This window comes from Sphingomonas sp. UYP23 (genome assembly GCF_054059235.1).
This window is the reverse complement of record NZ_JBSSBX010000001.1, coordinates 441,704-464,164: the sequence shown is the minus strand read 5'-3', so window position 1 is coordinate 464,164 and position 22,461 is coordinate 441,704. Positions and strand designations below refer to the sequence as shown.

Here is a 22,461-nt window from a genome sequence, read left to right as displayed (position 1 = left end):
CGGGTTTACGGGTTACAGCACCCGCCCAGCCACCGCATCGAGCTTCGCCAGCACCGCCGGATCGCGCGCCTCGGGGGCGGTGATCAGCGCGTAGTCGAGCACCGTGTCGAGCGGCGAGGCCGTCCGCTCGGCCGGGAGCGCAGCGACCAGCGCTTCGACGGCTTTGCGCGCAATCGCGCCGTTGGCGCCCATCTGCTTGATCACCTCATGGACCTCGACGAAGGCGGCTTCCTCGCGCCAGCAATCGTAATCGGTCACCATCCCGATCAGCGCGTAAGGCAGCTCGGCCTCACGCGCGAGCTTGGCCTCGGGCATCGCCGTCATGCCGATCACGTCGGCCCCCCAGTGGCGATACAGCAGGCTCTCGGCGCGGCTTGAAAATTGCGGCCCCTCCATCGCGAGATAGGTCGCGCCCTTGGCGACGGTCCCGCCAGCGGCATGGACCGCCTCGGCGGCGAAGGCCGAGAGGCGCGGACAGACCGGTTCGGCCATCGAGACGTGCGCCACCATGCCGGTGCCGAAAAAGCTCGATTCGCGCGCGACCGTCCGGTCGATGAACTGGTCGACCACGACGAAATGCCCCGGCGGCAATTCCTCGCGCAGCGACCCGATCGACGAGATCGCGACCAGATCGGTGCAGCCACTGCGCTTGAGCGCGTCGACATTGGCGCGGAAGTTGAGCTCGGACGGGCTGATCCGGTGCCCGCGCCCGTGGCGCGGCAGGAAGACGAGCTCGACATCGCCGATCGAGCCGAACAGCAATTCGTCTGACGGGGCGCCCCACGGCGTATCGACGCGGCGCCACTGCGGGTTTTCCAAGGCATCGATCGCGTAGAGGCCCGATCCGCCGATAATGCCCAATTTCCATTTGCCGCTCATGCGGGAGTCTCCGTCCACTGATCGAGCCAGGCCTGCGCCTGCTTCGCCTCGCCAACGGCATGTGCGCTGACCGCGCCGCGCGAGGCAAGGAATTGCGCATGCAACGCAAACGGTTCGATCGACAATTGATCGCGCAGCGCATCGATCGCGTCGCCCAATTCGGTCAATTCGGCGACGATCGGCGCGGCCTTGGCGATCTGTGCCTTGTCCTTGGTGTGCCCGAACAGCCGGATCTGCCCCGCTGCCGTCCGCTCCAAGGCGCCGCGCAACAGCGCCTGATATTCGGTTTCGCTCTCGATGCGGCGGTCATCGAGCCGGGCGAGGCGGTCGGCTTTGGCCATCAGATTACCTTCATGTCGCTTTGATAGTGATACCAGGCGAACACCGCCGCCGCGCCGCGATGCGGGCGCCATGGCTCGGCAAGCTCGCGCACCAGTTTCTCGCTCGGGCGTGCCTCATGGCCGAGGATACGGCCGACCTCGATCTGGATCGCAAGGTCGCCCGCCGGCCAGATGTCGAGCCGCCCCTCGGCGAACAGCAGGTAGATCTCGGCCGACCAGCGCCCGATGCCCTTCACCGCAACGAGCTTGGCGATCGCTTCCTCGTCGTCGGCGGGGAGATGCTCGAGATCGAGCTCACCGCTCGTCACCAGCGCCGAGAGGCTGCGCGCATAGCCCGCTTTCTGGCGCGACAGTCCGGCTTCGCGCAATTGCTCGTCGCTCGCCTTGGTGACGTTGCCGGGGTCGGTGAGGTCGCCCACGATCCCCTCGAGCTTGTGCCACACCGATTGCGCCGCCTTGGTGCTGACCTGCTGCCCGATGATCGTGCGCAGCAGCGTGGCGTACCCCCGCGCGCTGATCCTCGGTTCGGGATAGCCGACGCGCGCGAGCGCCGCGGCGAAGGCAGGTTCGCGGATCGCGAGTTCGTCGAGGGCGGTCTTCAGCTGTTCGGCGCTCAGGCCCATGCGGTGATCCCTTGATCGGCGCCGCGTCTGGCGGCATGGCGGTGGAAATTCGCTATCGCAAAGGACCCTTCATGCCCAAGCTTATCGTCGTAACCCGGGAAGGCGAAGAACGCGAAATCGAAGGCGAGGCAGGCCTGTCGGTAATGGAAGTCATCCGCGACGCCGGGATCGACGAGATCCTGGCGCTGTGCGGCGGTTGCTGCTCGTGCGCGACATGCCACGTCCATGTCGACCCGGAATTTGCCGACAAACTCCCCAAGATGAGCGAAGACGAGGACGATCTGCTCGATTCGTCGGCCGATCGCACCGCGACGTCGCGGCTGTCGTGCCAGCTGCCGATGACCGATGCGCTCGACGGGCTGAAGGTCACCATCGCCGCGGAGGACTGACGCGCGCAGGCGCATCGGCGCAGCGACGGCGCCGGTGCGGTCGCGCAGGCGATCCCGTCCTACCAAGGCTTTGCCGGCGTGCGTCCGTACCGCCGGCGACCGCTGATCAGCGCGTCGCCACTGCGTAGAGCGCAATCGCCGCCGCGTTCGACACGTTGAGGCTCTCGATCTTGTCCGAGATCGGCAGCTTGGCGAGCTCGTCGCAATGCGCGGCGGTGTTCTGCCGCATGCCTTCGCCCTCGGCACCGAGTACGAGCGCGACGCGCTGCGTCCCCATCGCCTTGCCGAGCGTCTGGTTCGAATCGCCCGTAAGGCCGATCCGCCAGAAGCCGGCCTCGGCAATCTCTTCGAGCGCGCGCGCCAGATTGGTGACGCGCACCCATGGCACGGTCTCGAGCGCGCCCGAGGCCGAGCGCGCGATCGTGCCCGATTCGGGTGGCGCGTTGCGGTCGGGCGTGACGATGCCGAGCGCATCGAACGCGGCGGCCGAACGCAGGATCGCGCCGACATTGTGCGGATCGGTCACCCCGTCGAGGATCAGCAACGGGCGCTGGTCGCCCTCGCCCTGCTGGAGCAGATCGGCGAGCCAGATATCTTCGAGCGGATCGACCTCGATCACCAGCCCCTGGTGCGGCGCATCGCCCGGGACGAGCCGCGCGAGATCGGTCACCTGGGCATAGACGATCGGGATGGCGGGATCGAACTCGATATTGGCGATCGCCTCGCGCGTTGCCCAGATCTTCCGGACGACGCGTTCGGGATTCTCGAGCGCGGCGGTGACGGCGTGCCGTCCCCAGAAGCGCGGGCGCCCGGCAGGGGCTTGCGACGGGCGATGTCCGCGACGGCCGGCCATCAGGCGATCCCACCGAAAATGCGAGCGGGGAGGGGGAGAGACTGCATTGCGAAAACCTTCGGATCGACAACGCCAATAGAGGCGCGAATACTGCCGCCACGGGTATGCGCCGGACGCCGCTCGCGCAAGCCTTGCGCGATTTGATCGCGAAAGCGTCGCTATAGCCGTTGACACGCGCCGATGCGGTCGGCATTGGCACGCCTCGCTTTTCGGAGCGTCCGCCCGCAAGGGTGAGCACCTGGGGACAGGTGGCCGAGTGGTTAAAGGCAGCAGACTGTAAATCTGCCGGAGTTTCTCCTACGTAGGTTCGAACCCTACCCTGTCCACCATATGTTCTTCCGGAGACTTCCGAGAACAGCCGACATACGCTATCAAAACTTGCAGAAACGCGTGGGTCCGCTCATCCGGCAGTGTCCGGCATGAACCGGCCCTAGCGTCATGATTCCGGGGGTAGCGTTGGGGTACTTTGAAATACCCCCTCACCAAACTACCCCCAAGCAGCGCGGAGAAGGCTATGCTTGACGATCGATTGATAGCGGCGGCGGTCCCGACGGACGCCGCTTACAAACTCGCCGACCAGCAGAGCATGTACCTGCATGTTTCGCCTACCGGCGCGAAATCCTTCCGGCTCAAGTACCGCTTCCAAAAGCGCGAGAAGCTGCTGACGCTAGGCCGCTATCCGTTCGTCGATCTGCACGAGGCGCGGCGTAGAGCGGACGTGGCGCGCCGCCAGTTAGCGGATGGTATAGAGCCCAAACGCTGGCACATCGGCGCCGACGCTCCACCGTCAATGACGCTGGCTGAAATTCCAGTGCCGGCCGAAGGCGCGCGCTTCGTCTATTTCGTTCGTGCCTCGACCGGTCACATCAAAATTGGCCTCACGTCGAATCCTGAGCATCGCATTCTCGACTTGCAGACCAGCCACGCGGAGCCGCTTCTTCTCCTGGCAGCTATTCCGGGTGGGCACGCTCCCGAGCGGGAGGTGCACCGTATGTTCGCCGGCTCGCGCGACAGGGGAGAATGGTTCTCTCCGACGCCGCCATTGGAAAAGTTCGTCCGTCAGGTTGCTGAGGCAGGACAATGGCCATGCTGACCGACAACCAGGTCAAGAAGGCGAAGCCCGGCGACAAGCCCTACAAGCTCTCGGACAGCGGCGGCCTGTTCCTTTTGGTGTCGACCTCGGGCCACCGTTCCTGGCGCCTGAAATATCGAACGGCTGACAAGAAAGAGAAGCTGCTCACCTTCGGCAGCTACCCCGAGGTGTCTCTGGTCGCCGCGCGCGAGAAGCGCGAGGAGGCCAAGCGCCTGCTGCGCGAGGGGCGAGACCCGTCCAACGAGAAGAAGCAGGAGCGCGCCGCGCGCGCGCTGAGCGCCGAAAACACCTTCGAATCTTGCGCGCGCGCCTGGTACGATCTCAACAAGCCTAAGTGGAGCCCGATCCACGCCGCCAACGTGATCGACAGCTTACGAGCGGATCTTTTTCCGACAATTGGCAGCATGCCGATCAAGGACATCACTGAGGCGGTCCTGCTCGAGGCTCTGCGCAAGATCGAGAAGCGCGGCGCGATCGAGACAGCGCACCGCGTGCGCCAGCGCGCCAGCGGCGTGTTTGCCTTCGCCGCGGCCGGTGGCTTCCGGAGCGGAGACCCCGCCGCCGTGATCAAGTCGCTGCTCCGGCCTAAGCCGAAGTCCCAGAGCCAGCCCGCCCTTCTCACGCTGCCCGAGGTTCGCGAGCTGCTTGTGGACGTCGAGGCCGAAGCGGCCAGCCCGATCACCAAGCTCGCCAACCGGATGCTGGCGCTGACAGCAGTACGCTCGTCGGTGCAGCGCGCGTGCAAGTGGAGCGAGCTGGAAGGGCTGGATGGCCCCGAGCCCATATGGCGCGTGCCGCCGGGCGAGATGAAGCTCAAGCTGAAGCTCAAGGACGACGTGATGTACGAGTTCATCGTGCCGCTGTCGCGCCAAGCGGTCGAGGTGATCGAGGCAGTGCGGCCGCTCACGGGCCACCTGCCATACCTCTTCCCGAACGATCGCCACACGCACCGTCCGATGTCGGAGAACGCCGTCAATGTGATGATTCGCCGCGCGGGTGAGGGGAAATACGTCAATCGCCACTGCCCGCATGGTTGGCGCTCGTCGTTCTCCACGATCATGAACGGGTGGCGCCGCCGGAAAGGTCGCCCAGACGATCGCGAGGTGATCAACTTGATGCTGGCTCACGTCGTCGAGGACAAGGTGGAGGGCGCCTATAACCGCGAGGCTCATATGGACCGGCGGCGCGAGCTTGCGCAGATCTGGGCAGATATGCTCTTTGCCGGCATGCCCGCCGCGGACACGCTGCTCAATGGAAAACGGAAGTAGGGAAGCAAGCAATGTTCATACGTCGGTACGGATCGAAAGAGACTCAGGGTTTCGACATCGCACTCCAGCACGTCGTTACAGCGCGCCATATCGGTGGCGGTTATCTGATCACCGATTCGCAAGGTGAAACGCATAGCGTGAGCGACAATGAATGGGATTTTACGCTGGAGACGACGCTGGTTTCTATGATGCCGGCGCAGCCAGGTACTCACTTCCTGGAGCGCATCTCGGAAGAGGACGGCTCAGAGATCGTCGGCCGCCAAACCGTGATCGGTTGGGGCGTCTATGCTGATGGGGTGACGCGACCTATCGTGTTGGACGCTGAAGCCTTGCACAGCAAAACCTGGGCAATCGAGATGCCGAATGGGCGTGTCGAAAGCAATTCCACCTCGCAATGGCGCGACGCGGAGGCCTGGCTTTCAAAGACCGAAGGGTAGCGCCTGGGGGCGATCTCGTGGCGGGCTGTATGGGCCTATGCGCCCCATTCCGGCCCGTCAGGATCGGCCTCGAAGTCATCCCCCAGTTGTCCGCTCTCGTCGGACGACAGTCGCGTCGGACGGGGCGAGGGCAGGGTGGGTGCGCCGCCACCAAACCGGACGCGGATCACCGCTGCCACCGCTCCCGGTTGCTGGTAGATCGCGACATACTCCTCGCCAGCCAGGATCTTGCCGCCGATCCACGGTGCACGCTCGGCGGTGAGGTAGCCCAGCTGCGTGCCACGCTCGGTGAAGACCGCCACCGCGTGCTTGTCATGCTTGTTCTTGGGCTCGCGTCGTAGCTCGATTGGATCACCCGGCGCGCAGAGCATCATCTCGAAACGACGGTCGCCTTTCGATTTGCGATCGTTGTCGTAGCCGATACCGACCACCGAAAGGCTTAGCTCACGCTCATCCATCGTGCCACCCTACCGCCAACGCGCAGAGCGCGCGACCCTGTCCGCGAGCGGAAGCGCGTAACCGCAGCAACTATTCAGCGTCCCGCTAGACAGTCGTCTAAAATCCCGCGCGCGCGTCCAACTGGCTCGATAATGCCAATTCCGCCAACCCCGATTACGCTGGCTTTGGCCTGAGATATTTGCCCCGTTCTCTGATCTTTGGTGGTGATAAACTGACTCCCGGAAAATACTAAAGCGTCCTCCACATCTACTTGCGAAACGATCCCGATTAAACTGGCTCCTGGCACAAGCTCCGTCGACCCACCTCGGGTAAGACCACTGCGAACGTGAAACACTGGCCCCCCGCTATTTCCGGTATACAGATTGGCATCGATGAGGAACGGTGCTCCCAGAACGTCTCCAAATTTGTCCCATGCAATAACTCCAGTTCGAGCCAACGGGGAAAATAGATAGCTTTCGCTTACCAGCGACGGATAACCGAGGGCCAAAATCGAAGCCCCCTGATAGATATCATCTGATGTGCCGATATCAGCAACTCCCACGACGTGCTTAATGTGCGACAGGACGTCTGTGGGCAGCCGAATTACCGCAAGGTCTGCTCCGCCTTCGGGCGATTTCCAAAGGTTACGCCCGCCCACAACAAGCGGAAGTATAGTCCCGTTACCTGCTACGGGGACACCTTCTGCGGGAGGCGGCACCCGGACCAGAATCTGGGTCGGCGACCAATCATTGGTAGGGTCAAGAAACATGTGCTTGGCAGTCAGCAGACAAACGGTACGGCCATCGCCCGAAATCACGACCCCGCTGCCTAAGGTCCTGAAAACCCTTTTGCCATCCTCAATCCCGCTCATGCCCAAAGAGACTGTTGATTGCCTATAGTGATCAAACGGACCATCCGTCGGAGTAGTTTGCGATTGGCAGAGCGCGGGCGTTGCCCCCATAAGCAGCGCGGCCAAGCCCAAGTTAATTGATCTCGCAAACACACCCATCTCCTATTTTCAGCAATATGCGTAAATGACCGGCGTCAGCTCAATTCTCGAAAACCCGTAACGATGCTATAAATTACGGCTGATAGAGAAGCGAGTCGGAGCAGCAGATGCCAGAATACGACCATCTCGAGGATTGCCTGCCGGAACGCGAACCGTTCGGCCTGTGGCTTCTCGCTCAAAAGGATCGAGGTGATTGGATCGACGAACTCGCATTCGCTGCGCGCGGCGATCGAACCTTTCCGAAGAACGGCGACCCTGAGGCAGTCCGCGCCCATCTACGTTCGCAGCAGGCCGATGGGGACGTATTCCAAGCCGTTGACGACGCCGAGAGTGAGTGGCTGAGCGTGTGATCCCCAACGGTTTCGGAATGGAAGCATGAGATCCAGTCGATGGTCTGCTGAAGAAGATGCAGAATTGCTACGGCTCGTCGAGAGCGGCGCTAAAAATCCAGGGATTGCACGAGACCTCGACCGAACTCAGATGGCCGTGTCCGCACGCATGGTCACGCTAGGCATTTATCGTGGAGAGAAAAATCGAAAAGTGTCTGGCGTGGCTGCCGAACATATCCGGATTGTTGAGCGCCGTTCGGTGAAGGCTGACGAAAAGATCGTGGCGAGCAATCCAGTAAAGCGCGGAAGAGGCCGCCCGCTCGGTTCGAAAAATAAGGGCGCTAGAGTGAAGGTCGCACTTGATCGCTTTGGAGCCGACGGACCCGACCGAGAGGGGCGCATCAACACCGCGTTGCAGAAGGCTGAGGGGTTGTGAAACCCGGTCCGATCGGCACACCCGGCGAGATGCTTGCCCAGTTGGCAAACGATCACGGGCAAAGCCTCGCCGCGCTGTCGCGAATGTTGCGGCGACGCGACACCTATCTGTCGACGTTCGTGCGCGAGGGGTATCCAGCCGTGCTGGCAGAGCCGGACCGAGCGCTCCTCGGCGCGTTTTTTCGTGTGCCGGAGTGGTGGTTCGGCGAGGATGTTGAGTCGTCTTAACAGCTTCACAGCTATAACGTGGAATTAAGTGGACCAGATAAGACTCAACTTTCTGTTGAAACGAGCGTTGAGAAAGTCCATCTCGTCAACTCATGGAGAACGTAGTGTCCAATCTCGTCCGGCTCGGCGTGCAAAAGCTGCCCACAATGCTGGGCGTCGGCATCCTGTCGGTTTCGGTCGTCGGTCTGGCTGCCGCCTCACTGGGCCTCTCTCTTACGCTCGGAGCCGAGATAATTTCGGCCGCAGCGGGGATGGCGCTGGGCAGCCGATACTCCTGACGTGGGGGCAGTGACAATCGGCGCGTGGGTGCATGCCTACGCGCCGCACACCGCCACCGCTCTCTACTTGGCGGCTGTGCTCTCCTCGATTTTCTTCCTCTTCATTATCTATGCACGCTGCCTCTACACAAGGTCTGTGGGACATCTCGGCGAAAAGTGGATTTTTGGAACCGTGGCTGCAGCAGCCCCGATCCCAACGTATATCCTTTTGATGGTCGTGCCGTTCGATCCAGATTTGGCCCACAGCGTTCTCGACGATCGAGTCGTCGTCGCCCTCGCCGGGCTTTACGGTTTAGTAGAAACACTCTCTGACATTCGAGGGACGGCCGCCAAGGCTCGCCAAACTAAGGAGGACCAGATCGGACCTCAGATGCCAACGTCAGTTCCCCGCCGTCAATCGGATCCGCCGGAGGCGTGGTTCAAGGAAAACCAAGAGCCAGATCCTGTTGGCGGTCGACGACCTTCACTGTGATTTGCTCCGCTACCGCGCAGCCCCCTACCTTGGCCGAACTCGGCAGACAACGTCCTCACCTCGCGTAAAGCTGGCCCAATCGGCACGCGCGCTGAAATACGAAAACGTAGAGACAATAGGACGTTAACCGAACAGCCACAATCACGCTCCTACTGTCTGTCTGGTCGACCGGGCGTAAAGCATCGGCGAAATGGGGCGGACCGATGCTGTGCAGTTTTGAAATTCACAAGTGGGTCACGCGCCCGGCGACCCTACGACCAGACAAGCTGGTTTCCCGCTGCTCCCGGTGCGGCCGTCTGCGCGTCAAAACGCTCCGCAAGAACGAAAATTCGTAAAAACGGTATTTTACGTATTGATCTTCGTCCCGATTTGGGGCGTTCTTCGAGTGGTCCTGTAACGGCTGCACAGGACTGCCTGGAGAGACGAATTGCGCCAACCAAATTTTCACGGTCCCAATGTACATCGGATCAGCCACCACCGCTTTGGAGCCCACGGTATGTTGCTTGCGCTTCCGGCCTCGGTTCTACTGTGGGCGATTTTAGCGGCGCCACTCATCTTTCGCTAAGGCGCCGGCTCGCGGGCCCGCCGAAAGGCTCGGCCAGTCGACGCGGAAGCTGACGAAACCCCTCGTCCTTACGAGGAGTAGCGATAGCCGTGAACGACCATCTCCATCTTGTCGTGGGACGACGTGAAGCCGGCCCAGTGGTTGAGCCAGCTATCCTGGGCAGGTGTCGAGGGCTCCATGTCGTAATGCGCCTTCATCGGCGTGGTGATCCACAAAGGCGTTGAATTGTCATCGGCGAACGTTGCACCCCGCACGAAGCGATGAACCTCAGCGCCGTTGACCATCATCGAGACGAAGCCGCTGCTCTGATCAACGCGGATCCCGAACCGAACCGTCTTGCCGTCGAAGTCCGCAGCCTCGCCTACCTTGATGAACTTTGTCATCTTTCCGCCAGTGTGGACCGTTACGAACAGCCCGCGGCGGCCGAAGAACTCAAAGTCGAGCTCGTCGGCATTGCCATCGGCGTAGAGATAGAACGCCGCGGTATCGACGCCGTCGCGCATCGTCGGCAGCGTCACCAACGTCTCCCACAAGCCATCTCGATAGATCGGGGTCGCGTTCTGAGCTTGGAGATGCCCGGAGCCCTTGGCATCCATCACAAGAACAGCGTCGGTGCCGCGTTTCACGACATGATCAAACTTGTATGGCAGTACGCGGAAGATGCTATCGGGCGACTCTCGTGCTGTCCAAGCCGCTGACCAACCGTTAACCGACATGCCGGCAAGATTGATCGGGGGTAGCGCGTTGCGGGCCAAAGGTGCTTGCGCCTTCGCGCATGAGGTCGTGATGAGCGTAAGTAGTACTGAGCAAGGCTTTGTTGCAAAACTGATGGCGGGGATTCACGCAGGGAATCGAGCGGTATAGATAGGCGTAATGCCCAAACCTGCCGCACCTGTGTATCGTACGACGAACTGGCCTGAGTATAATGCGGCGCTGAAGCGGCGTGGGTCGCTGGAAATATGGTTTGATCCGGAGATGCACTGGCTTTCGAAGCCGTGTGGTCGCCCTGGTCGCCCGATGCGGTTTTCAGACAGCGCGATAGAGCTGTGCCTGACGCTGAAGACGCTGTTCAACCTGCCTTTGCGGCAAGTGACGGGGTTGGTTTCGAGCCTGATCAAAATGGCGGGGCTGGATTGGTCGGTGCCGGATTATACGACGCTGTGCCGACGGCAGAAGACGTTGAAGGTCAACCTCGGCGGGCGGATCAGCTCGGGCGGACTGCACCTGCTGGTCGACAGCACCGGGATCAAAATGACGGGAGAAGGCGAGTGGAAGACGCGCAAACACGGACCGTCCTACCGTCGCCAGTGGCGCAAGGTGCATCTCGGGATTGATGCTGGGACGCTGGATATCCGGGCCATTGAGGTCACGACGAATGCCATTGGTGACGCACCGACGCTGCCCGTTCTCCTGGCGCAAATTCCCGGAGACGAGCGGATACTCAGCGTCGGCGGAGATGGCGCTTATGATACCAGGGACTGCCATGCCGCTATTGCCGGGCGCGGTGCCGATGCGGTCATCCCGGTCCGCCGCAACGGGCAACCATGGGCAGAAGGCGGTCCCGGCGTCGATGCACGCAATGGAGCGCTACGCGCGACAAAGCGGCTTGGTCGCGCAATCTGGAAAAAGTGGAGCGGCTATCATCGCCGCAGTCTGGTCGAGACCAAAATGCACTGCTTCAAACTCCTGGGCCAGCGCGTTGTCGCCCGCACCTTCGATCGTCAGATTACCGAGCTCAAAGTCCGTGCTGCAATTCTCAATCGGTTCTCCGAAATAGGAACGCCGGTGACCGTCCGCATCCAATAACATCTTCAAGTAAAACGTCGGTCATGCTCTCGCGTAATTATGCAACAAAGCCATTTCAAGGCGTCAACGCGGCGCTCAGCATTGGCAACTGCCTCGCGGGTCGCCGACGCGCTCAGGATATCGAAAGCCGCGATATTGCTCGGCGCATCTCCAACGGCACGCGCGCCGGCCCGGATCGCTGCGAATGCTTGGTTATAGTTCGCCTCGAGCGCTTTCGCCCCAGCTTGGACATTTCCTTCCGCGAACTTCTGGAAAGCCTGCTGGACGGCATCGACCGCCGCGTTCGCGTCCTTGCCAAAATCCGCGAGGGTCGACCGCCCAGCCTAGAGCGCGGCAGTCATGACGCTTGTGTCGGCCGAAACCGACAGGAACAGATCGCGGCGATTTTGTGCTGCCATGTGCTGCTCCTAACGACCGGCGATCAGTTAATGGATGGGGCTGTTCGACGCCTGCCGAGCTTCGACCATCGACCAAAATTCCACTGACGTGGCGTTCCAGAACTGGTCAGCGCTCCACTGAAACGCGTCTTGCGCGATCCCCATCATTTTGCGGTGACGGTCCGCCTCAGCTACGCCGCCACCGCCTTCGCGTTTCCCTCCGCAGTCCGACCGCCCGTGCAACTGTCGACGAGACAGATGGTCAGCCGTGAAAGCACGCTGGGCAGACCTTCTTCATAGGCAAGCTCGGCGATGCGATCGGCACCGACATTACGAGTGAGGCCATCCTCAGCACCGGCCTTGATCCACTCGGCGGCGATGATGCCGATCTGCGACAAGGTGAGGCTGCTCGTGCTGCCCAGCTGCGCTAGGCTGATCAGCGATTGGCCGGTCTGACGCTCGATCGCGACGTTGGCCGCGAACGACGGGCGAAGGCGATACACAATGCCACCCAGTTCCAGCTCATGCTCGCCGCGCTCTGGGTTGGCGCTGGGCTGGGCTTCTGGCAGATCCGCCGCCGCGGCGCGCGTGCGTGTACGCTTGGGCGCGGCCATTATTGCGCCTCCACGGTATGTGCGTCGGTAAGGACGAGCGGCTCGGCGAGCAGGCTGCGGGCCTGAGTGACGACCTGAGCCCACTCAGCTGCGCCGATCATGACCGACAGATCGGTCAGATCAATCGACTGGACGAACAAAGGCGCGACCGCTCGAGCGATCTGATACGGCGCGGTCGCGCCTTTCTTGATCATCGCCGCGTGTTCGGCGGCTGTGCAGCCCGTCGCCTCGACCAACTTTTCGTCGAGGTCGGCGGGCCGCTGAGTGGCGAGCGTCTGCTCGCCGATGGTGATCGGCATGGGAGGGTTCTCCGAAACAGGGCAGCGGCGCTGTTACGCCAGGACGTCGACCGTGGGCGCGACAGCGAGCGACAAGGTGATCTTCACGTCAACCGTGCCGTCTTTGGTGAAGGTCCGGCTGGCGATCGTCCCGTACATCAGCGCGGTGAAAATCGAGTCCGCGCTCGCTCCAGCCTGGCCGTTCTTGCGGACTTGGAAGTTGAACGGCGTGCGCGCAGCGATCAGCGTTTCCATGCGGGTGTAGGCCGTATCTGGAAGCTTCGCGCGGACGTCGAGCGAATAGCTGACTTTGATGTTGCCATATGCCTCGGTCATGTAACCGTTCGACGTCTTGTCGGACGTGTCGATGTTGGTCTGCGAGCGCGTCTCGCTGAGCGTCCCCTGGCCGCCGAGGGCGACGAACGTGCCCGCAACAGCGGTTTCAACCCAGGCGAGATAATCGTTACCGAGCAAAGTGGTGGGCATGGTCGTCTCCTTGACGTGGTCGGGTGGTGGGAAGGATCAGGCAGCCTCGGCCCAGATTTCGAACTGCATGAGGCCGGCATAGGTGACGCCGTCCTGCGGCGACGCATCGCTAGTCACGCCTTTGACGAAGCGGCAGCGGAGAAAGTTGACGCCCGGCGCAGCGAGCTTCTGGCGGTCGAGGGCGCGGCGTCCGGCGAACATCATCGCAACTAGAACGCCGCGATCAGCGCCGCGGTAAACCCCCAGCACTTCGACCATCAGTCGTTCGAACTGATCGCCTTTCGACTCGTCGTTCTCATTCTCGATGACGCCGATCTTGAGGAAGTTGGGCTGCGTCCCCTCGGGAAGGTCATCGAAAACACCGCAAAGTGCGATGTCGACGCCCGCCTCTAGGGCATCGAACACGGCGATTCGGACCGCGCTCACGGTATCGACGATATCGGTCATGCGCTTTGCCCCGCCTTCGACATCGCGTTGTCCCAGAAGTCAGCGAGACGCCGGGTTGCGATGTCGTCGATTTCGCTCTCGCTGAGTTCGATGAACTCGACCGCCTCGCGCGCTTTCACATGCAGCGAATAGGTCGAGACGATATCCTCAACGCGCTTGCGGTTTCGACCGTCTTCCGAGCGGAGCTGGCCGTTGACCCGCCGCCGACGCTCGACGATGACTGTTTGGGCAGAGCGCCCCTTATCGACGATGATGCCGTAGAACAGTTTTGCGAGGTTGATCTTGCCGGAGCGAGCGCTTTTGAGGCCGAGCAGGCCGATGCGCGCGCGAAGGCTATCGAAATTCACCGCGAACGTAAGCCCGGCCTCCAGTGCGCCGGTATCCTTTGGTACGCGGACCTGCTGCAACGCCAGAAAATCGCGGCTGATCTGGGCAAGCTCTACGCCTGCCTCGTCGCGCGCAGCGTCCGGCAGCGCGCCTAACATGGCATAGGTGTCGGCGAGCCCCTGGATGCGGTCCTTGCCCGCCATCAGCCGGTTTTCTGCGCTGACCCGGTGTCGGCCAGGATCAGCAGTTCTTCGCGCATACCCGTCGGATCGGTGACCGAATGGATGTTGAGATCGATCGCGCCGTACCGAAGCTGATCGGCCTCGGTCACGGCCGCTCCGAATCGCACCGTAATCCGATAAGCGGAGATGCCTTGCAGCGCTTGGCCGATCGTCGCCTCGCGGCCGGCGATGCCGATCACCTCGGCCCAGACCGTCGCCACGTCTCCCCACGTGGTGTCATAGCCGGGGCCGGTAGCTTTCTTGACCTTCGAGCCGCGGCGGATGGTTACGCGATGACGGAGGCGGCCCGGGGATAGCGCCATCAGCCGATCACACGATAGGGCGCGAGCAACGCTTCGACGGTAGCGGACATCGGCACACTCACGGCCGCGGCGCGAACACCGGTCTCGACGGTCGTTCGGTTGCCATAGAGATCGCCGACCATGAGGAGCATCGCGGCGGAAATGGCTGCGGGAATTAACGCATAGCCCGCATCATACTGGATCCGCACCGATCTGGGCTCCCATCGGCCTGACGGGAAGACAGTGCCGAACGATGCAGTAAGCCCCTCATCGCTCGCCAGAAACGCGCTCGATGGCAGAGCCTGCTGGACCCCGTTCGCATCCTCATAGGTCACTGAGTTGACCTGGATCAGGGGAGGGTAGGGGAGGGTAATAGAGGGCGAGCCGAGGCGCGAGCCGTATAGCGGGCCTGACGAAGGCTCGGAACCAAAGAACAGGCCGGTGTTGCCGCTGGACCAACCCCAAATCGCAGGAGGGAAGCCATCGAGCCGAAGCTCGAGGGTCTGCACGCCGATTGCGCGCCCCAGCCAACCGCCCGGCCCGTCGATCATCGATTGCGCCGCTGCGATGTACAGCGAAATCAGGCTGTCGTCGTCACTGCCATCGACCCGAAGGTGCTGCTTTGCCAGGTCGAGATCGACAAACGGGCTCGGCGGCGTGACGACGACGACCTGCATGGCTCAGCTGGCCGCCGAAGCCTTGGCCGGCGTCGCCGGCGAGGGGGCGGAGCGGTTGGTGATGATGGCACCCGCCGCTGACGTTTGGGTGCCCTTCAACTTCTCCTGACGCTCAGTCCGGTCGGACACGTCGCCACTGATCGTCTCAGCCATGCTGACGGCTTTCAGCTGGTCCGCATGTTCCGGCTCGGTCGAAAACTCGTCGTCGGGCTGGACGGTCGTCGAGCCGAGGCGCTCTTTGGAATGGTTATAGATGAACGGGTTGTCGAAGGTGGACTTCGACTTCATGCGGACGCGATCGGCCATGTCGGCCTCCTATGTTGCTCGGTGGAAGGTGGCGGGGTCGCAGCTGCGACCCCGCTGCCCGACGCTTACTTCGCGCCGGTGAAGTTGCCGGCGATCAGCGCGGCCGGACGGTAGACCGCCAACGCCAAGCGGCCGTCCGCCAAGATCGTCACCATGTTCTTGACGAAATTGTCGCGATCCTCCGTCGACATTTGGACGGTCACATCCTCGCGATCGAAGATCTGAGCGGCCATGGCGAACGCGCCGAGCAGGAACTGGTTCTGCGCCATCGCCAGGCTTTCGACGACTGGCTTGCCCCATAGGTTCGGCCCCGCCAGACCGGTCGGGTTGGCGAAGATATACCGGCCCTGCGTATCCTTGGTCATCTCGATCTGCGCCCAGTCGGTCGGGTTCAGAACGATGCCGGTGGACGGGTAGAGCGCCAGCACCGACTGGAGCAATGCGATGCGCAGCCGGTCGATGCGGGTGATGTTCGCCGATTCCGTGATCCCGGCTGCGGTCGCCGAATAGGCGGTCGCCTGCGGCATCAGGCCAAGCAGATTGGTGCCGGTGCCGTCACCAAGCAGAAGTTGCAGTTCCTCCGCATAGTCATAGCCGTAGCGCAAGCGACCGTCGATCTGGCTCTGGAGCTGCGGCGCGTCCGCGAGGATCTGCCGCGATGCCATGATGAAGTGCGCAATCGTCCGCACTGCGGTGTTCACGAGCGTGTACGTGATATCGGACTGCGGCTTCGGGTTGGTCGGATTTTCCGCGACAGTCGCGGCATTATTGGTGAAACCCGACTCCTTCGGATATTCGATGAAGCCGCTGTTCGTGCGTCCCGGCATGAGCAGGCTGCGGATCGTCATCGGACGGTTCGGCAGCTGGATGAAGCCCTGCCGATCCGCGACGACGAGGCCCGACGTGGCAGACGCGCCTGAGGTCGACGCCGAAGTGATGTTCTTCAACTCGACCGAGACCTTGCCCTTGAACTTGTCGGCTTCACCGAGCGCAGCCTTGACCTCGTCGCTTTCGATGAACCGCTGACCGAGGCTCTTGCGCTCCTCGGTCTGCTGCTCGTCGGCACCGCCGCGGCGAGCCATCTTCTGCTCGATGTCCTTCAGGCGGGTATCGATCCCGCCCATTGCGGTCAGGGCCTTGTCAGCGTTTTCCTTCGTTTCCTCGGAGACCTTGCCGAGGTTCTTGAGTTCGGTCGCGTGCTTTTCGGCCTGTGTCTTGACCTCGTCGGTCGCCTTTTTTAGCTCAACCGTAAGGTTCTTGAACTCGGTTTCGAGATTGGTTTCGTCCGCCATGGGGCTTTGTTGCAAAACTGATGGCGGGGATTCACGCAGGGAATCGAGCGGTATAGATAGGCGTAATGCCCAAACCTGCCGCACCTGTGTATCGTACGACGAACTGGCCTGAGTATAATGCGGCGCTGAAGCGGCGTGGGTCGCTGGAAATATGGTTTGATCCGGAGATGCACTGGCTTTCGAAGCCGTGTGGTCGCCCTGGTCGCCCGATGCGGTTTTCAGACAGCGCGATAGAGCTGTGCCTGACGCTGAAGACGCTGTTCAACCTGCCTTTGCGGCAAGTGACGGGGTTGGTTTCGAGCCTGATCAAAATGGCGGGGCTGGATTGGTCGGTGCCGGATTATACGACGCTGTGCCGACGGCAGAAGACGTTGAAGGTCAACCTCGGCGCGGGCGGATCAGCTCGGGCGGACTGCACCTGCTGGTCGACAGCACCGGGATCAAAATGACGGGAGAAGGCGAGTGGAAGACGCGCAAACACGGACCGTCCTACCGTCGCCAGTGGCGCAAGGTGCATCTCGGGATTGATGCTGGGACGCTGGATATCCGGGCCATTGAGGTCACGACGAATGCCATTGGTGACGCACCGACGCTGCCCGTTCTCCTGGCGCAAATTCCCGGAGACGAGCGGATACTCAGCGTCGGCGGAGATGGCGCTTATGATACCAGGGACTGCCATGCCGCTATTGCCGGGCGCGGTGCCGATGCGGTCATCCCGGTCCGCCGCAACGGGCAACCATGGGCAGAAGGCGGTCCCGGCGTCGATGCACGCAATGGAGCGCTACGCGCGACAAAGCGGCTTGGTCGCGCAATCTGGAAAAAGTGGAGCGGCTATCATCGCCGCAGTCTGGTCGAGACCAAAATGCACTGCTTCAAACTCCTGGGCCAGCGCGTTGTCGCCCGCACCTTCGATCGTCAGATTACCGAGCTCAAAGTCCGTGCTGCAATTCTCAATCGGTTCTCCGAAATAGGAACGCCGGTGACCGTCCGCATCCAATAACATCTTCAAGTAAAACGTCGGTCATGCTCTCGCGTAATTATGCAACAAAGCCACGCCATGGTAATCAGTCCTTTTGCTGGCCGAGACCGGCGATGCTCGCACGGATGTCGGCAAAAGCGCTCTTGAGCGCGGGGGTCATTTCGGTGGGTGCCTCATCCCGAGGCCGCGACTTCAGGTTGACGCGCACAGCGCGATCCGCCTGGCTGTTGGTGAGGTCGAACTTCAACTTGAGAAGATCGCCCCACTCCCGCTCGGTCAGCTGATCCCCAGCCGCCAGCTTGGTTTCCAGCTGCTCCAGATCGAAGCGCGCCGATTTGATGCTGCTGATCCGCGCCATCGTGTGCGAAGGGTCGGCGACCAGCGAAATGCCATGCAGGTTAGCGGACTTGATCGTCCGCTTCGGCTCGCCCGCAGACTTACCGTATACCGCCGCACCGCGCGGCACGTTGTACTCGATCGACAAGCCGTTAAGCGCGCCATCCTTGACGAGGCCGTGGATACGCTTGCCTGCTTCGGTATCCATGCCCGATATGCGGCCCGCGACTTTCAGGCCGGCGCCATCCTCTTCAACGCTTTTCCACACGCCGACTGGAAGATGGTCACCGCCCACATGCGGCCCGTGCTGCGCGTACATCGGCAGCGTGCGTCCTGCCGAAGCGCGTTGCGCAAGCGTGTCCCTGAAAGCGCCCGGTAAGATCAGGTCGCCGTGGCTGTCCTGGCTGCCAAATATCGCACCATAGCCCTCGAACTCGCCGGTCTGCGCGTCCGAGGCGAACTTCACCTCCATCGCAAACGCAGTGGCATCATGATCCATTGTCATCTCCGATTTCAGGCGGCGATCGGCGGGTTGGCGCCGGTATCGTTGAGCGACGGGCCACCATTGTGACCGATGGGCGACGCGCCGGTTTGTTCGCCGAGCTTGTCGAGCGGCACGAGGTTGGACTGCGCCGTAAGCTTCCCGGCGCCGCCGCCGCGCCGCGGCAGGTTTTTCCTTGTCGCGGATCTCGTCGCGATCCATCCACCCGTTCTGTGCAGCCGAGGCATAGAGTGCAGCGCGCCCCGCGCTGTCGGCCCGCATCAGGCCTTCGAGCACAAACTCCGCATAGACGGACGACTGCTCGGAGGGCGGGATGAGCTGCTTCTTGATCGCCTGTTCGATGCGACTGAGGTACGGTCGCAGCGAGAAGGTCAGGAACCCGATCATCTGTTGCTCGAGCCCGGTGCCCCAGCTGGTCGACTTCTCGGTATGCCCAATCATGAAGGGCGGCACCCGGAACCACCGGCACAGCTCCTCGACATGAAATGCGCGGGTTTCAAGCAGCTGGAGATCACCGGGCGGAATGCCGCCGGTCATGCTCGACCAGGTCCAACCCTTTTCGAAAATGGCGCCGCGCGATGTGTTCTCGGGACCGGTGAGCGGGTCCAGGATATTCCTGCGGGCTTGGTCACGCTGTTCCTGCGTCAGCTTCCCATCATGCTGCAAAATGCCGCTTGGACGCACCCCGTTCTCGAATGCGCTCATCGCAGATTTGTCTGCGGCGAACGCAGCGCCGAGCGTGGCGCGCGCGTAACCGATCGGCGACAGTCCAAGATCGAGCCCGATGCCGAAGCCTCGGACATGAAAAACCGCAGTCTCGTTCGCGACGAACGGGCGGCCGATTAGATCCGTCCAGCTATAGCGACGTGCACCATTGGCATCGCGCGTAACCCGCATGCGGTCGGGCGGGATCGGCGTCAGAGACGTGATCTGGCCCAAAACATTGATGGATTTCTCGGCGTAGAAATTGCCCCACAGGCAGAGACACGCGACGACACACTCCCAAAACTCGACGGCGGATTGATCTGCATTCGGGCTATCGTGCAGCGTCGAATAGAGCGCGTGGTCTGGCGATGCGGCGCGACTGCCATCCGGCTTTTTCGTATAGACGCTTAGCGGCAGCGTCCCGATCGTTTCCGACAGTAATCGTACGCAGGCCCATACCGTGGACAGCTGCATAGCCGCATCGGGCGTGATCGGCCTGCCGAACTGGATAACCTGTGCCGCAGCACGAGCATCCGGCTCGGTCAGCTTGGCGCGCTGGTTGAAAAGGTTGTTCAGGCCAAACCAGCCGTCGAATAGCGCCATCAGCCGATGACCACGTTTGACAGGAAATCGTCGACGTCGGGAGCCGCTTCACCTTCCATGGCTGCAATTCCTCTCGCCATGACCAGCGCGACCATGCCGTCGATGCGGCCCGTGGATTTCGCTTTGTCGAGTTTTCGGTTGCCCGCGGGGTCCTTGATGACGACGGTGTTCGCGGCGCACATCGTCAGCACCGGGTTTCCGCCGTGGCGGATATTCCCGTTCAGGAAGTCGATTTCGGTGACGTCCATCGCTGGCGCCATTGATACATAGCCTTGACCCATCGGCTCGAACGGCAGCGAGACGCCGATCTTCTGCATCTGAGCTTCGAGCGTCTTGAACCGAAAGCGGTCGTAGCCGATCTTAGCGACCTGGTAGGGTGCGCACAGATCCGAGATCGTCCGCGCAACATATTCATAATCGACCGCGACACCGGGGGTCGTGAAGATCAGACCCTGCTCGGCCCAAACATCGTACGGCACGCGATCGCGCTTTGCGTGGTCCTTCAGGGTGGTTTCCGGTTTCCAGAACCATGCTTTGACGTGCCAGCACCCATGCTCGTCCTGAACGATCAGCACGAACGCAACCAGGTCGGTCGTTTCCGCAAGATCGAGGCCGCCGTAGACGGTGCCGGCGGCGAATGCCTGCTCGCTTATTTCGGCGTTGGTGGCGCCCCAGACGCCCGGCGAAATGAAGGGCGAGAACCGATTCACCCGCTGATTCAGGTACAGGTTCCGAAACCCATTCTCTGCCGACGGCATGCGCGAAGCTTTTTCGGCCGCGGCGAGCAACTCGGGGAGCGATCGGAAAACGCCGAGTGCGGGATTTGCCGCCGCGTGCGCCTTGGTATCGAGCACGTCAGCGTCTTTCTCCGCGGCATAGACGTGAGCGACGATCTTCGGATCTTTTGACCGCTTCGCGTCGTCTATCTTGATCGACAGCATGTCGGCGTCGGTCGGCGCTTGCGTCGAAATGATCAGGCGTAGGGCATCGTCATATGCGCCCGACGCCGTCTCGATCGCTTCCACGAAGTCGTCTTGCGGTCCGCGGACCTGACCCAGCTCATCGAGGATCGCCAGGACCGGCGAAAGACCGTGAGCGGTATGGCCGTCGGCCGCCAGGGCGCGGTATTCGACGTTCAGCGCCAAGCCGATCAGCCGTTTTCCTGACGGGACGATGCGAATCAGCTTCGAGAGGTCAGGCGACAGCGCGATCATCTTCGCTGCAAGGTTGAACACAAGCGCTGCCTGATCGCGCGACCGCGCGCCGGAAACTATCTGGCTGTTCAGTCGCGCTTCGGGCCCGGCGAGGTGAGCGAGCAGGATACAGGCGATCAGCGCCGACTTCCCGTTTTTGCGCGCAATCGACAGAATGCCCTCAGTCGTGCCGACTGGGTTGTCGTACACTTCCAGGATGAATCGGCGCTGGAACGGCACGAGGCGGACCGGCTTACCGACCAGCTTTCCCTCGGGCACCAGGCAGTACCGCTCGATGAACGCGATAACTCGCTCGCCTCGCGTCACTGAAGCGTCGACGGCCTTGCCAGCAAGCCGTCTCCGTCGTCCTCCATCGGGTTGTGCCCGCCCTCGATGCCCTTCGCGTGCTCGCGGCGCTTGTCGACGTCACGTTGCTCGCCGTTCTTCGCCCGGTTATCCATACCGAGCGCGCGGCGCAGCGTGACGATCCGCCGAGCCAACTTATCGGACAGTTCGATCGATGTGATCACGTCGGCCAGCCGCACATGCCCACCGCCGTCGACGGTCATGGCCGCGATCCGCTCGGCGTCTGACATGGCGCGAGCCAGATTGGCAGCAACCGCCAAATCGGCATCGGTCCACTCGCTCTTCGCGCGCTCCTTGATCACCGCGTCCCAGAACGGCAGATCGCCACGTCGAATTTTTAGATGCTTGGGCGGCGACAGGTCGCGGGCAGCCGCTGCCATCGTCGCCACAGCGCCTGTTGCGCTGTCGATGCGCTGGCGACGAGCCATGGTGACTATCCTGACGCCCGGCCGCGCCGGAGCAAAAACTGTATTAGCGATGACGTTCGAGGGTCAAGCGGTGTCCAACCCCCTTCGGCCTGGACTTTCGACCCGCCCCCCCGGCGGCAGGCAGCGCGGCCAGGGATGTCAGATGCGACGGTTCCACGGGTGGGCAGGATCAGTCGGTCGGCCGCTTGCATCGCAGCCTCCGAGGCCCTTACCGCGCGTTCGACCGAACTGCTCGGCGGTCACCTCGTCATGGCATGGCTGGCAGAGGCAGCGGATATTGGTGTCGTCGTCGCTGCCGCCAAGGGCGAGTGGCGTGATATGATCAGGCACGGTGGCCGCAGTGACGAGGCTGCGCTCGGAGCAGATGCGGCACAGCGGCTCCGCTTCCAGGCGGCGCTTGCGTTGCGCCTGGCCGGCACGACCGCGGAGGCGTTCAGCCACGGAACAGCCTCCGCACCTGATCGGCTGCAGCATGCAAGGCAGCAGCGATGCGCTCACCCTCGGCTGTCTTGCGCTCCGAGTGCGCGATCGAGCGTGATGCCTCTTGAAGGTCGAAGGACAGCGAGTGCAAGTCGCTCG

General features: G+C 62.2%; 31 protein-coding genes, 1 tRNA gene and 1 pseudogene. 13 read left to right on the top strand and 20 right to left on the bottom strand.

Going from position 1 to position 22,461, the window contains the following annotated elements; translation table 11 throughout:
* Nucleotides 1–12: 12 nt before the first annotated feature.
* Genes ACVWYO_RS02525 through ACVWYO_RS02515 form a run of 3 tightly spaced genes read right to left on the bottom strand, consistent with a single transcriptional unit; the run spans nt 13 to nt 1,843 of the window.
* Entirely contained in the window at nt 13–879 is an 867-nt protein-coding gene (locus ACVWYO_RS02525; RefSeq protein WP_457348632.1) for an S-methyl-5'-thioadenosine phosphorylase, read from the bottom strand.
* On the bottom strand, nt 876–1,220 hold the full coding sequence (locus ACVWYO_RS02520) for a hypothetical protein (protein WP_457348631.1): 345 nt from the start codon (nt 1,218–1,220) through the stop codon (nt 876–878). The genes ACVWYO_RS02525 and ACVWYO_RS02520 overlap by 4 nt, the downstream gene beginning before the upstream one ends.
* A complete protein-coding gene (locus ACVWYO_RS02515) occupies nt 1,220–1,843 on the bottom strand; it encodes a DNA-3-methyladenine glycosylase family protein (protein ID WP_457348630.1) in 624 nt (207 codons plus the stop codon). Before ACVWYO_RS02515 ends, ACVWYO_RS02520 begins: the two co-directional genes overlap by 1 nt.
* 71 nt (nt 1,844–1,914) lie before the next feature.
* On the opposite strand from ACVWYO_RS02515, the gene ACVWYO_RS02510 reads away from it, so the two are divergent.
* Complete coding sequence (locus tag ACVWYO_RS02510; RefSeq protein ID WP_457348629.1) at nt 1,915–2,232, top strand: 2Fe-2S iron-sulfur cluster-binding protein; 318 nt, start codon at nt 1,915–1,917, stop codon at nt 2,230–2,232.
* A gap of 106 nt (nt 2,233–2,338) precedes the next feature.
* On the opposite strand, the gene rlmB is transcribed toward ACVWYO_RS02510, so the two are convergent.
* A complete protein-coding gene (gene rlmB, locus ACVWYO_RS02505) occupies nt 2,339–3,085 on the bottom strand; it encodes a 23S rRNA (guanosine(2251)-2'-O)-methyltransferase RlmB (RefSeq protein WP_457348628.1) in 747 nt (248 codons plus the stop codon).
* Nucleotides 3,086–3,327: 242 nt separating this feature from the next.
* On the opposite strand from rlmB, the gene ACVWYO_RS02500 reads away from it, so the two are divergent.
* The 4 genes from ACVWYO_RS02500 to ACVWYO_RS02485 all read left to right on the top strand — a co-directional run bounded on the left by ACVWYO_RS02500 (nt 3,328) and on the right by ACVWYO_RS02485 (nt 5,883).
* Nucleotides 3,328–3,414: transfer RNA gene (locus ACVWYO_RS02500), tRNA-Tyr, on the top strand.
* Between the two features lie 185 nt (nt 3,415–3,599).
* On the top strand, nt 3,600–4,178 hold the full coding sequence (locus ACVWYO_RS02495) for an integrase arm-type DNA-binding domain-containing protein (RefSeq protein WP_457348627.1): 579 nt from the start codon (nt 3,600–3,602) through the stop codon (nt 4,176–4,178).
* On the top strand, nt 4,172–5,446 hold the full coding sequence (locus ACVWYO_RS02490) for a tyrosine-type recombinase/integrase (protein ID WP_457348626.1): 1,275 nt from the start codon (nt 4,172–4,174) through the stop codon (nt 5,444–5,446). Before ACVWYO_RS02495 ends, ACVWYO_RS02490 begins: the two co-directional genes overlap by 7 nt.
* Nucleotides 5,447–5,457: 11 nt before the next feature.
* Entirely contained in the window at nt 5,458–5,883 is a 426-nt protein-coding gene (locus ACVWYO_RS02485) for a hypothetical protein (protein WP_457348625.1), read from the top strand.
* 35 nt (nt 5,884–5,918) lie between these two features.
* On the opposite strand, the gene ACVWYO_RS02480 is transcribed toward ACVWYO_RS02485, so the two are convergent.
* Together ACVWYO_RS02480 and ACVWYO_RS02475 are read right to left on the bottom strand one after the other, a co-directional pair.
* Nucleotides 5,919–6,341 carry an HIRAN domain-containing protein gene (locus ACVWYO_RS02480; RefSeq protein ID WP_457348624.1) on the bottom strand — a complete coding sequence of 141 codons (423 nt, stop codon included), beginning with the start codon at nt 6,339–6,341 and terminating at the stop codon, nt 5,919–5,921.
* Between the two features lie 74 nt (nt 6,342–6,415).
* Nucleotides 6,416–7,297: a S1 family peptidase gene (locus ACVWYO_RS02475; protein ID WP_457348623.1), complete on the bottom strand. Its 882-nt coding sequence runs from the start codon at nt 7,295–7,297 to the stop codon at nt 6,416–6,418.
* Between the two features lie 140 nt (nt 7,298–7,437).
* Between ACVWYO_RS02475 and ACVWYO_RS02470 the strand changes: the two genes are divergently transcribed.
* The 5 genes from ACVWYO_RS02470 (at nt 7,438) to ACVWYO_RS02450 (ending at nt 9,072) form a co-directional block, all read left to right on the top strand.
* The gene (locus tag ACVWYO_RS02470) at nt 7,438–7,680 is read left to right on the top strand and encodes a hypothetical protein (protein ID WP_457348622.1); all 243 of its coding nucleotides are present in this window, start codon (nt 7,438–7,440) and stop codon (nt 7,678–7,680) included.
* Between the two features lie 25 nt (nt 7,681–7,705).
* Nucleotides 7,706–8,095, top strand: a complete 390-nt coding sequence (locus ACVWYO_RS02465; RefSeq protein WP_457348621.1) for a hypothetical protein — start codon at nt 7,706–7,708, stop codon at nt 8,093–8,095.
* On the top strand, nt 8,092–8,322 hold the full coding sequence (locus ACVWYO_RS02460; protein ID WP_457348620.1) for a peptidase S24: 231 nt from the start codon (nt 8,092–8,094) through the stop codon (nt 8,320–8,322). Before ACVWYO_RS02465 ends, ACVWYO_RS02460 begins: the two co-directional genes overlap by 4 nt.
* Nucleotides 8,323–8,426: 104 nt before the next feature.
* Nucleotides 8,427–8,600, top strand: a complete 174-nt coding sequence (locus ACVWYO_RS02455; RefSeq protein ID WP_457348619.1) for a hypothetical protein — start codon at nt 8,427–8,429, stop codon at nt 8,598–8,600.
* Between the two features lie 10 nt (nt 8,601–8,610).
* Nucleotides 8,611–9,072, top strand: a complete 462-nt coding sequence (locus tag ACVWYO_RS02450; protein ID WP_457348618.1) for a hypothetical protein — start codon at nt 8,611–8,613, stop codon at nt 9,070–9,072.
* 633 nt (nt 9,073–9,705) lie between these two features.
* Here ACVWYO_RS02450 and ACVWYO_RS02445 read toward each other — a convergent pair.
* Complete coding sequence (locus ACVWYO_RS02445) at nt 9,706–10,263, bottom strand: hypothetical protein (RefSeq protein WP_457348617.1); 558 nt, start codon at nt 10,261–10,263, stop codon at nt 9,706–9,708.
* Between the two features lie 247 nt (nt 10,264–10,510).
* On the opposite strand from ACVWYO_RS02445, the gene ACVWYO_RS02440 reads away from it, so the two are divergent.
* Both ACVWYO_RS02440 and ACVWYO_RS02435 read left to right on the top strand, forming a co-directional pair.
* Nucleotides 10,511–11,443 carry an IS5 family transposase gene (locus tag ACVWYO_RS02440; RefSeq protein ID WP_457348219.1) on the top strand — a complete coding sequence of 311 codons (933 nt, stop codon included), beginning with the start codon at nt 10,511–10,513 and terminating at the stop codon, nt 11,441–11,443.
* 23 nt (nt 11,444–11,466) lie between these two features.
* The gene (locus tag ACVWYO_RS02435) at nt 11,467–11,928 is read left to right on the top strand and encodes a hypothetical protein (RefSeq protein WP_457348616.1); all 462 of its coding nucleotides are present in this window, start codon (nt 11,467–11,469) and stop codon (nt 11,926–11,928) included.
* A gap of 83 nt (nt 11,929–12,011) precedes the next feature.
* On the opposite strand, the gene ACVWYO_RS02430 is transcribed toward ACVWYO_RS02435, so the two are convergent.
* The 9 genes from ACVWYO_RS02430 to ACVWYO_RS02390 all read right to left on the bottom strand — a co-directional run bounded on the left by ACVWYO_RS02430 (nt 12,012) and on the right by ACVWYO_RS02390 (nt 16,770).
* Complete coding sequence (locus ACVWYO_RS02430) at nt 12,012–12,434, bottom strand: hypothetical protein (protein ID WP_457348615.1); 423 nt, start codon at nt 12,432–12,434, stop codon at nt 12,012–12,014.
* Entirely contained in the window at nt 12,434–12,733 is a 300-nt protein-coding gene (locus ACVWYO_RS02425) for a hypothetical protein (RefSeq protein ID WP_457348614.1), read from the bottom strand. Before ACVWYO_RS02425 ends, ACVWYO_RS02430 begins: the two co-directional genes overlap by 1 nt.
* 33 nt (nt 12,734–12,766) lie before the next feature.
* The gene (locus tag ACVWYO_RS02420; RefSeq protein WP_457348613.1) at nt 12,767–13,198 is read right to left on the bottom strand and encodes a phage tail tube protein; all 432 of its coding nucleotides are present in this window, start codon (nt 13,196–13,198) and stop codon (nt 12,767–12,769) included.
* A gap of 36 nt (nt 13,199–13,234) precedes the next feature.
* A complete protein-coding gene (locus ACVWYO_RS02415; protein WP_457348612.1) occupies nt 13,235–13,645 on the bottom strand; it encodes a hypothetical protein in 411 nt (136 codons plus the stop codon).
* A complete protein-coding gene (locus ACVWYO_RS02410; protein ID WP_457348611.1) occupies nt 13,642–14,175 on the bottom strand; it encodes a hypothetical protein in 534 nt (177 codons plus the stop codon). The genes ACVWYO_RS02415 and ACVWYO_RS02410 overlap by 4 nt, the downstream gene beginning before the upstream one ends.
* Nucleotides 14,175–14,516, bottom strand: coding sequence for a phage head closure protein (locus ACVWYO_RS02405; protein ID WP_457348610.1), 342 nt, complete (start codon nt 14,514–14,516; stop codon nt 14,175–14,177). Before ACVWYO_RS02405 ends, ACVWYO_RS02410 begins: the two co-directional genes overlap by 1 nt.
* Entirely contained in the window at nt 14,516–15,172 is a 657-nt protein-coding gene (locus ACVWYO_RS02400) for a head-tail connector protein (protein WP_457348609.1), read from the bottom strand. The genes ACVWYO_RS02405 and ACVWYO_RS02400 overlap by 1 nt, the downstream gene beginning before the upstream one ends.
* Before the next feature lie 3 nt (nt 15,173–15,175).
* Nucleotides 15,176–15,478 carry a hypothetical protein gene (locus tag ACVWYO_RS02395; RefSeq protein ID WP_457348608.1) on the bottom strand — a complete coding sequence of 101 codons (303 nt, stop codon included), beginning with the start codon at nt 15,476–15,478 and terminating at the stop codon, nt 15,176–15,178.
* A 65-nt stretch (nt 15,479–15,543) separates the two neighbouring features.
* Nucleotides 15,544–16,770 carry a phage major capsid protein gene (locus ACVWYO_RS02390; protein ID WP_457348607.1) on the bottom strand — a complete coding sequence of 409 codons (1,227 nt, stop codon included), beginning with the start codon at nt 16,768–16,770 and terminating at the stop codon, nt 15,544–15,546.
* A 65-nt stretch (nt 16,771–16,835) separates the two neighbouring features.
* Between ACVWYO_RS02390 and ACVWYO_RS02385 the strand changes: the two are divergent.
* Nucleotides 16,836–17,770 (top strand): annotated as a pseudogene (locus tag ACVWYO_RS02385) (IS5 family transposase).
* A 64-nt stretch (nt 17,771–17,834) separates the two neighbouring features.
* On the opposite strand, the gene ACVWYO_RS02380 reads toward ACVWYO_RS02385, so the two are convergent.
* From ACVWYO_RS02380 to ACVWYO_RS02365, 4 genes are all read right to left on the bottom strand, one after another.
* Nucleotides 17,835–19,895 (bottom strand): phage portal protein, encoded by a 2,061-nt coding sequence (locus ACVWYO_RS02380; RefSeq protein ID WP_457348606.1) that lies wholly within the window; start codon nt 19,893–19,895, stop codon nt 17,835–17,837.
* Nucleotides 19,895–21,415: a terminase large subunit gene (locus ACVWYO_RS02375; RefSeq protein ID WP_457348605.1), complete on the bottom strand. Its 1,521-nt coding sequence runs from the start codon at nt 21,413–21,415 to the stop codon at nt 19,895–19,897. Before ACVWYO_RS02375 ends, ACVWYO_RS02380 begins: the two co-directional genes overlap by 1 nt.
* Nucleotides 21,412–21,882, bottom strand: coding sequence for a hypothetical protein (locus tag ACVWYO_RS02370; RefSeq protein ID WP_457348604.1), 471 nt, complete (start codon nt 21,880–21,882; stop codon nt 21,412–21,414). The genes ACVWYO_RS02375 and ACVWYO_RS02370 overlap by 4 nt, the downstream gene beginning before the upstream one ends.
* Before the next feature lie 138 nt (nt 21,883–22,020).
* Nucleotides 22,021–22,323, bottom strand: a complete 303-nt coding sequence (locus ACVWYO_RS02365; protein WP_457348603.1) for an HNH endonuclease signature motif containing protein — start codon at nt 22,321–22,323, stop codon at nt 22,021–22,023.
* Nucleotides 22,324–22,461: the final 138 nt, after the last annotated feature.

Coding starts and splice junctions, on each gene's coding strand:
- ACVWYO_RS02405 (WP_457348610.1), bottom strand. CDS start 14,516: ATGGCGCTATCCCCGGGCCGCCTCCGTCATCGCGTAACCATCCGCCGC.
- ACVWYO_RS02495 (WP_457348627.1), top strand. CDS start 3,600: ATGCTTGACGATCGATTGATAGCGGCGGCGGTCCCGACGGACGCCGCT.
- ACVWYO_RS02470 (WP_457348622.1), top strand. CDS start 7,438: ATGCCAGAATACGACCATCTCGAGGATTGCCTGCCGGAACGCGAACCG.
- ACVWYO_RS02370 (WP_457348604.1), bottom strand. CDS start 21,882: ATGGCTCGTCGCCAGCGCATCGACAGCGCAACAGGCGCTGTGGCGACG.
- ACVWYO_RS02410 (WP_457348611.1), bottom strand. CDS start 14,175: ATGGCGGGCAAGGACCGCATCCAGGGGCTCGCCGACACCTATGCCATG.
- ACVWYO_RS02430 (WP_457348615.1), bottom strand. CDS start 12,434: ATGGCCGCGCCCAAGCGTACACGCACGCGCGCCGCGGCGGCGGATCTG.
- ACVWYO_RS02480 (WP_457348624.1), bottom strand. CDS start 6,341: ATGGATGAGCGTGAGCTAAGCCTTTCGGTGGTCGGTATCGGCTACGAC.
- ACVWYO_RS02465 (WP_457348621.1), top strand. CDS start 7,706: ATGAGATCCAGTCGATGGTCTGCTGAAGAAGATGCAGAATTGCTACGG.
- ACVWYO_RS02400 (WP_457348609.1), bottom strand. CDS start 15,172: ATGCAGGTCGTCGTCGTCACGCCGCCGAGCCCGTTTGTCGATCTCGAC.
- ACVWYO_RS02510 (WP_457348629.1), top strand. CDS start 1,915: ATGCCCAAGCTTATCGTCGTAACCCGGGAAGGCGAAGAACGCGAAATC.
- ACVWYO_RS02415 (WP_457348612.1), bottom strand. CDS start 13,645: ATGACCGATATCGTCGATACCGTGAGCGCGGTCCGAATCGCCGTGTTC.
- ACVWYO_RS02485 (WP_457348625.1), top strand. CDS start 5,458: ATGTTCATACGTCGGTACGGATCGAAAGAGACTCAGGGTTTCGACATC.
- ACVWYO_RS02435 (WP_457348616.1), top strand. CDS start 11,467: ATGCTCTCGCGTAATTATGCAACAAAGCCATTTCAAGGCGTCAACGCG.
- ACVWYO_RS02515 (WP_457348630.1), bottom strand. CDS start 1,843: ATGGGCCTGAGCGCCGAACAGCTGAAGACCGCCCTCGACGAACTCGCG.
- ACVWYO_RS02520 (WP_457348631.1), bottom strand. CDS start 1,220: ATGGCCAAAGCCGACCGCCTCGCCCGGCTCGATGACCGCCGCATCGAG.
- ACVWYO_RS02525 (WP_457348632.1), bottom strand. CDS start 879: ATGAGCGGCAAATGGAAATTGGGCATTATCGGCGGATCGGGCCTCTAC.
- ACVWYO_RS02440 (WP_457348219.1), top strand. CDS start 10,511: ATGCCCAAACCTGCCGCACCTGTGTATCGTACGACGAACTGGCCTGAG.
- ACVWYO_RS02390 (WP_457348607.1), bottom strand. CDS start 16,770: ATGGCGGACGAAACCAATCTCGAAACCGAGTTCAAGAACCTTACGGTT.
- ACVWYO_RS02420 (WP_457348613.1), bottom strand. CDS start 13,198: ATGCCCACCACTTTGCTCGGTAACGATTATCTCGCCTGGGTTGAAACC.
- ACVWYO_RS02380 (WP_457348606.1), bottom strand. CDS start 19,895: ATGGCGCTATTCGACGGCTGGTTTGGCCTGAACAACCTTTTCAACCAG.
- ACVWYO_RS02425 (WP_457348614.1), bottom strand. CDS start 12,733: ATGCCGATCACCATCGGCGAGCAGACGCTCGCCACTCAGCGGCCCGCC.
- ACVWYO_RS02395 (WP_457348608.1), bottom strand. CDS start 15,478: ATGGCCGATCGCGTCCGCATGAAGTCGAAGTCCACCTTCGACAACCCG.
- ACVWYO_RS02490 (WP_457348626.1), top strand. CDS start 4,172: ATGCTGACCGACAACCAGGTCAAGAAGGCGAAGCCCGGCGACAAGCCC.
- rlmB (WP_457348628.1), bottom strand. CDS start 3,085: ATGGCCGGCCGTCGCGGACATCGCCCGTCGCAAGCCCCTGCCGGGCGC.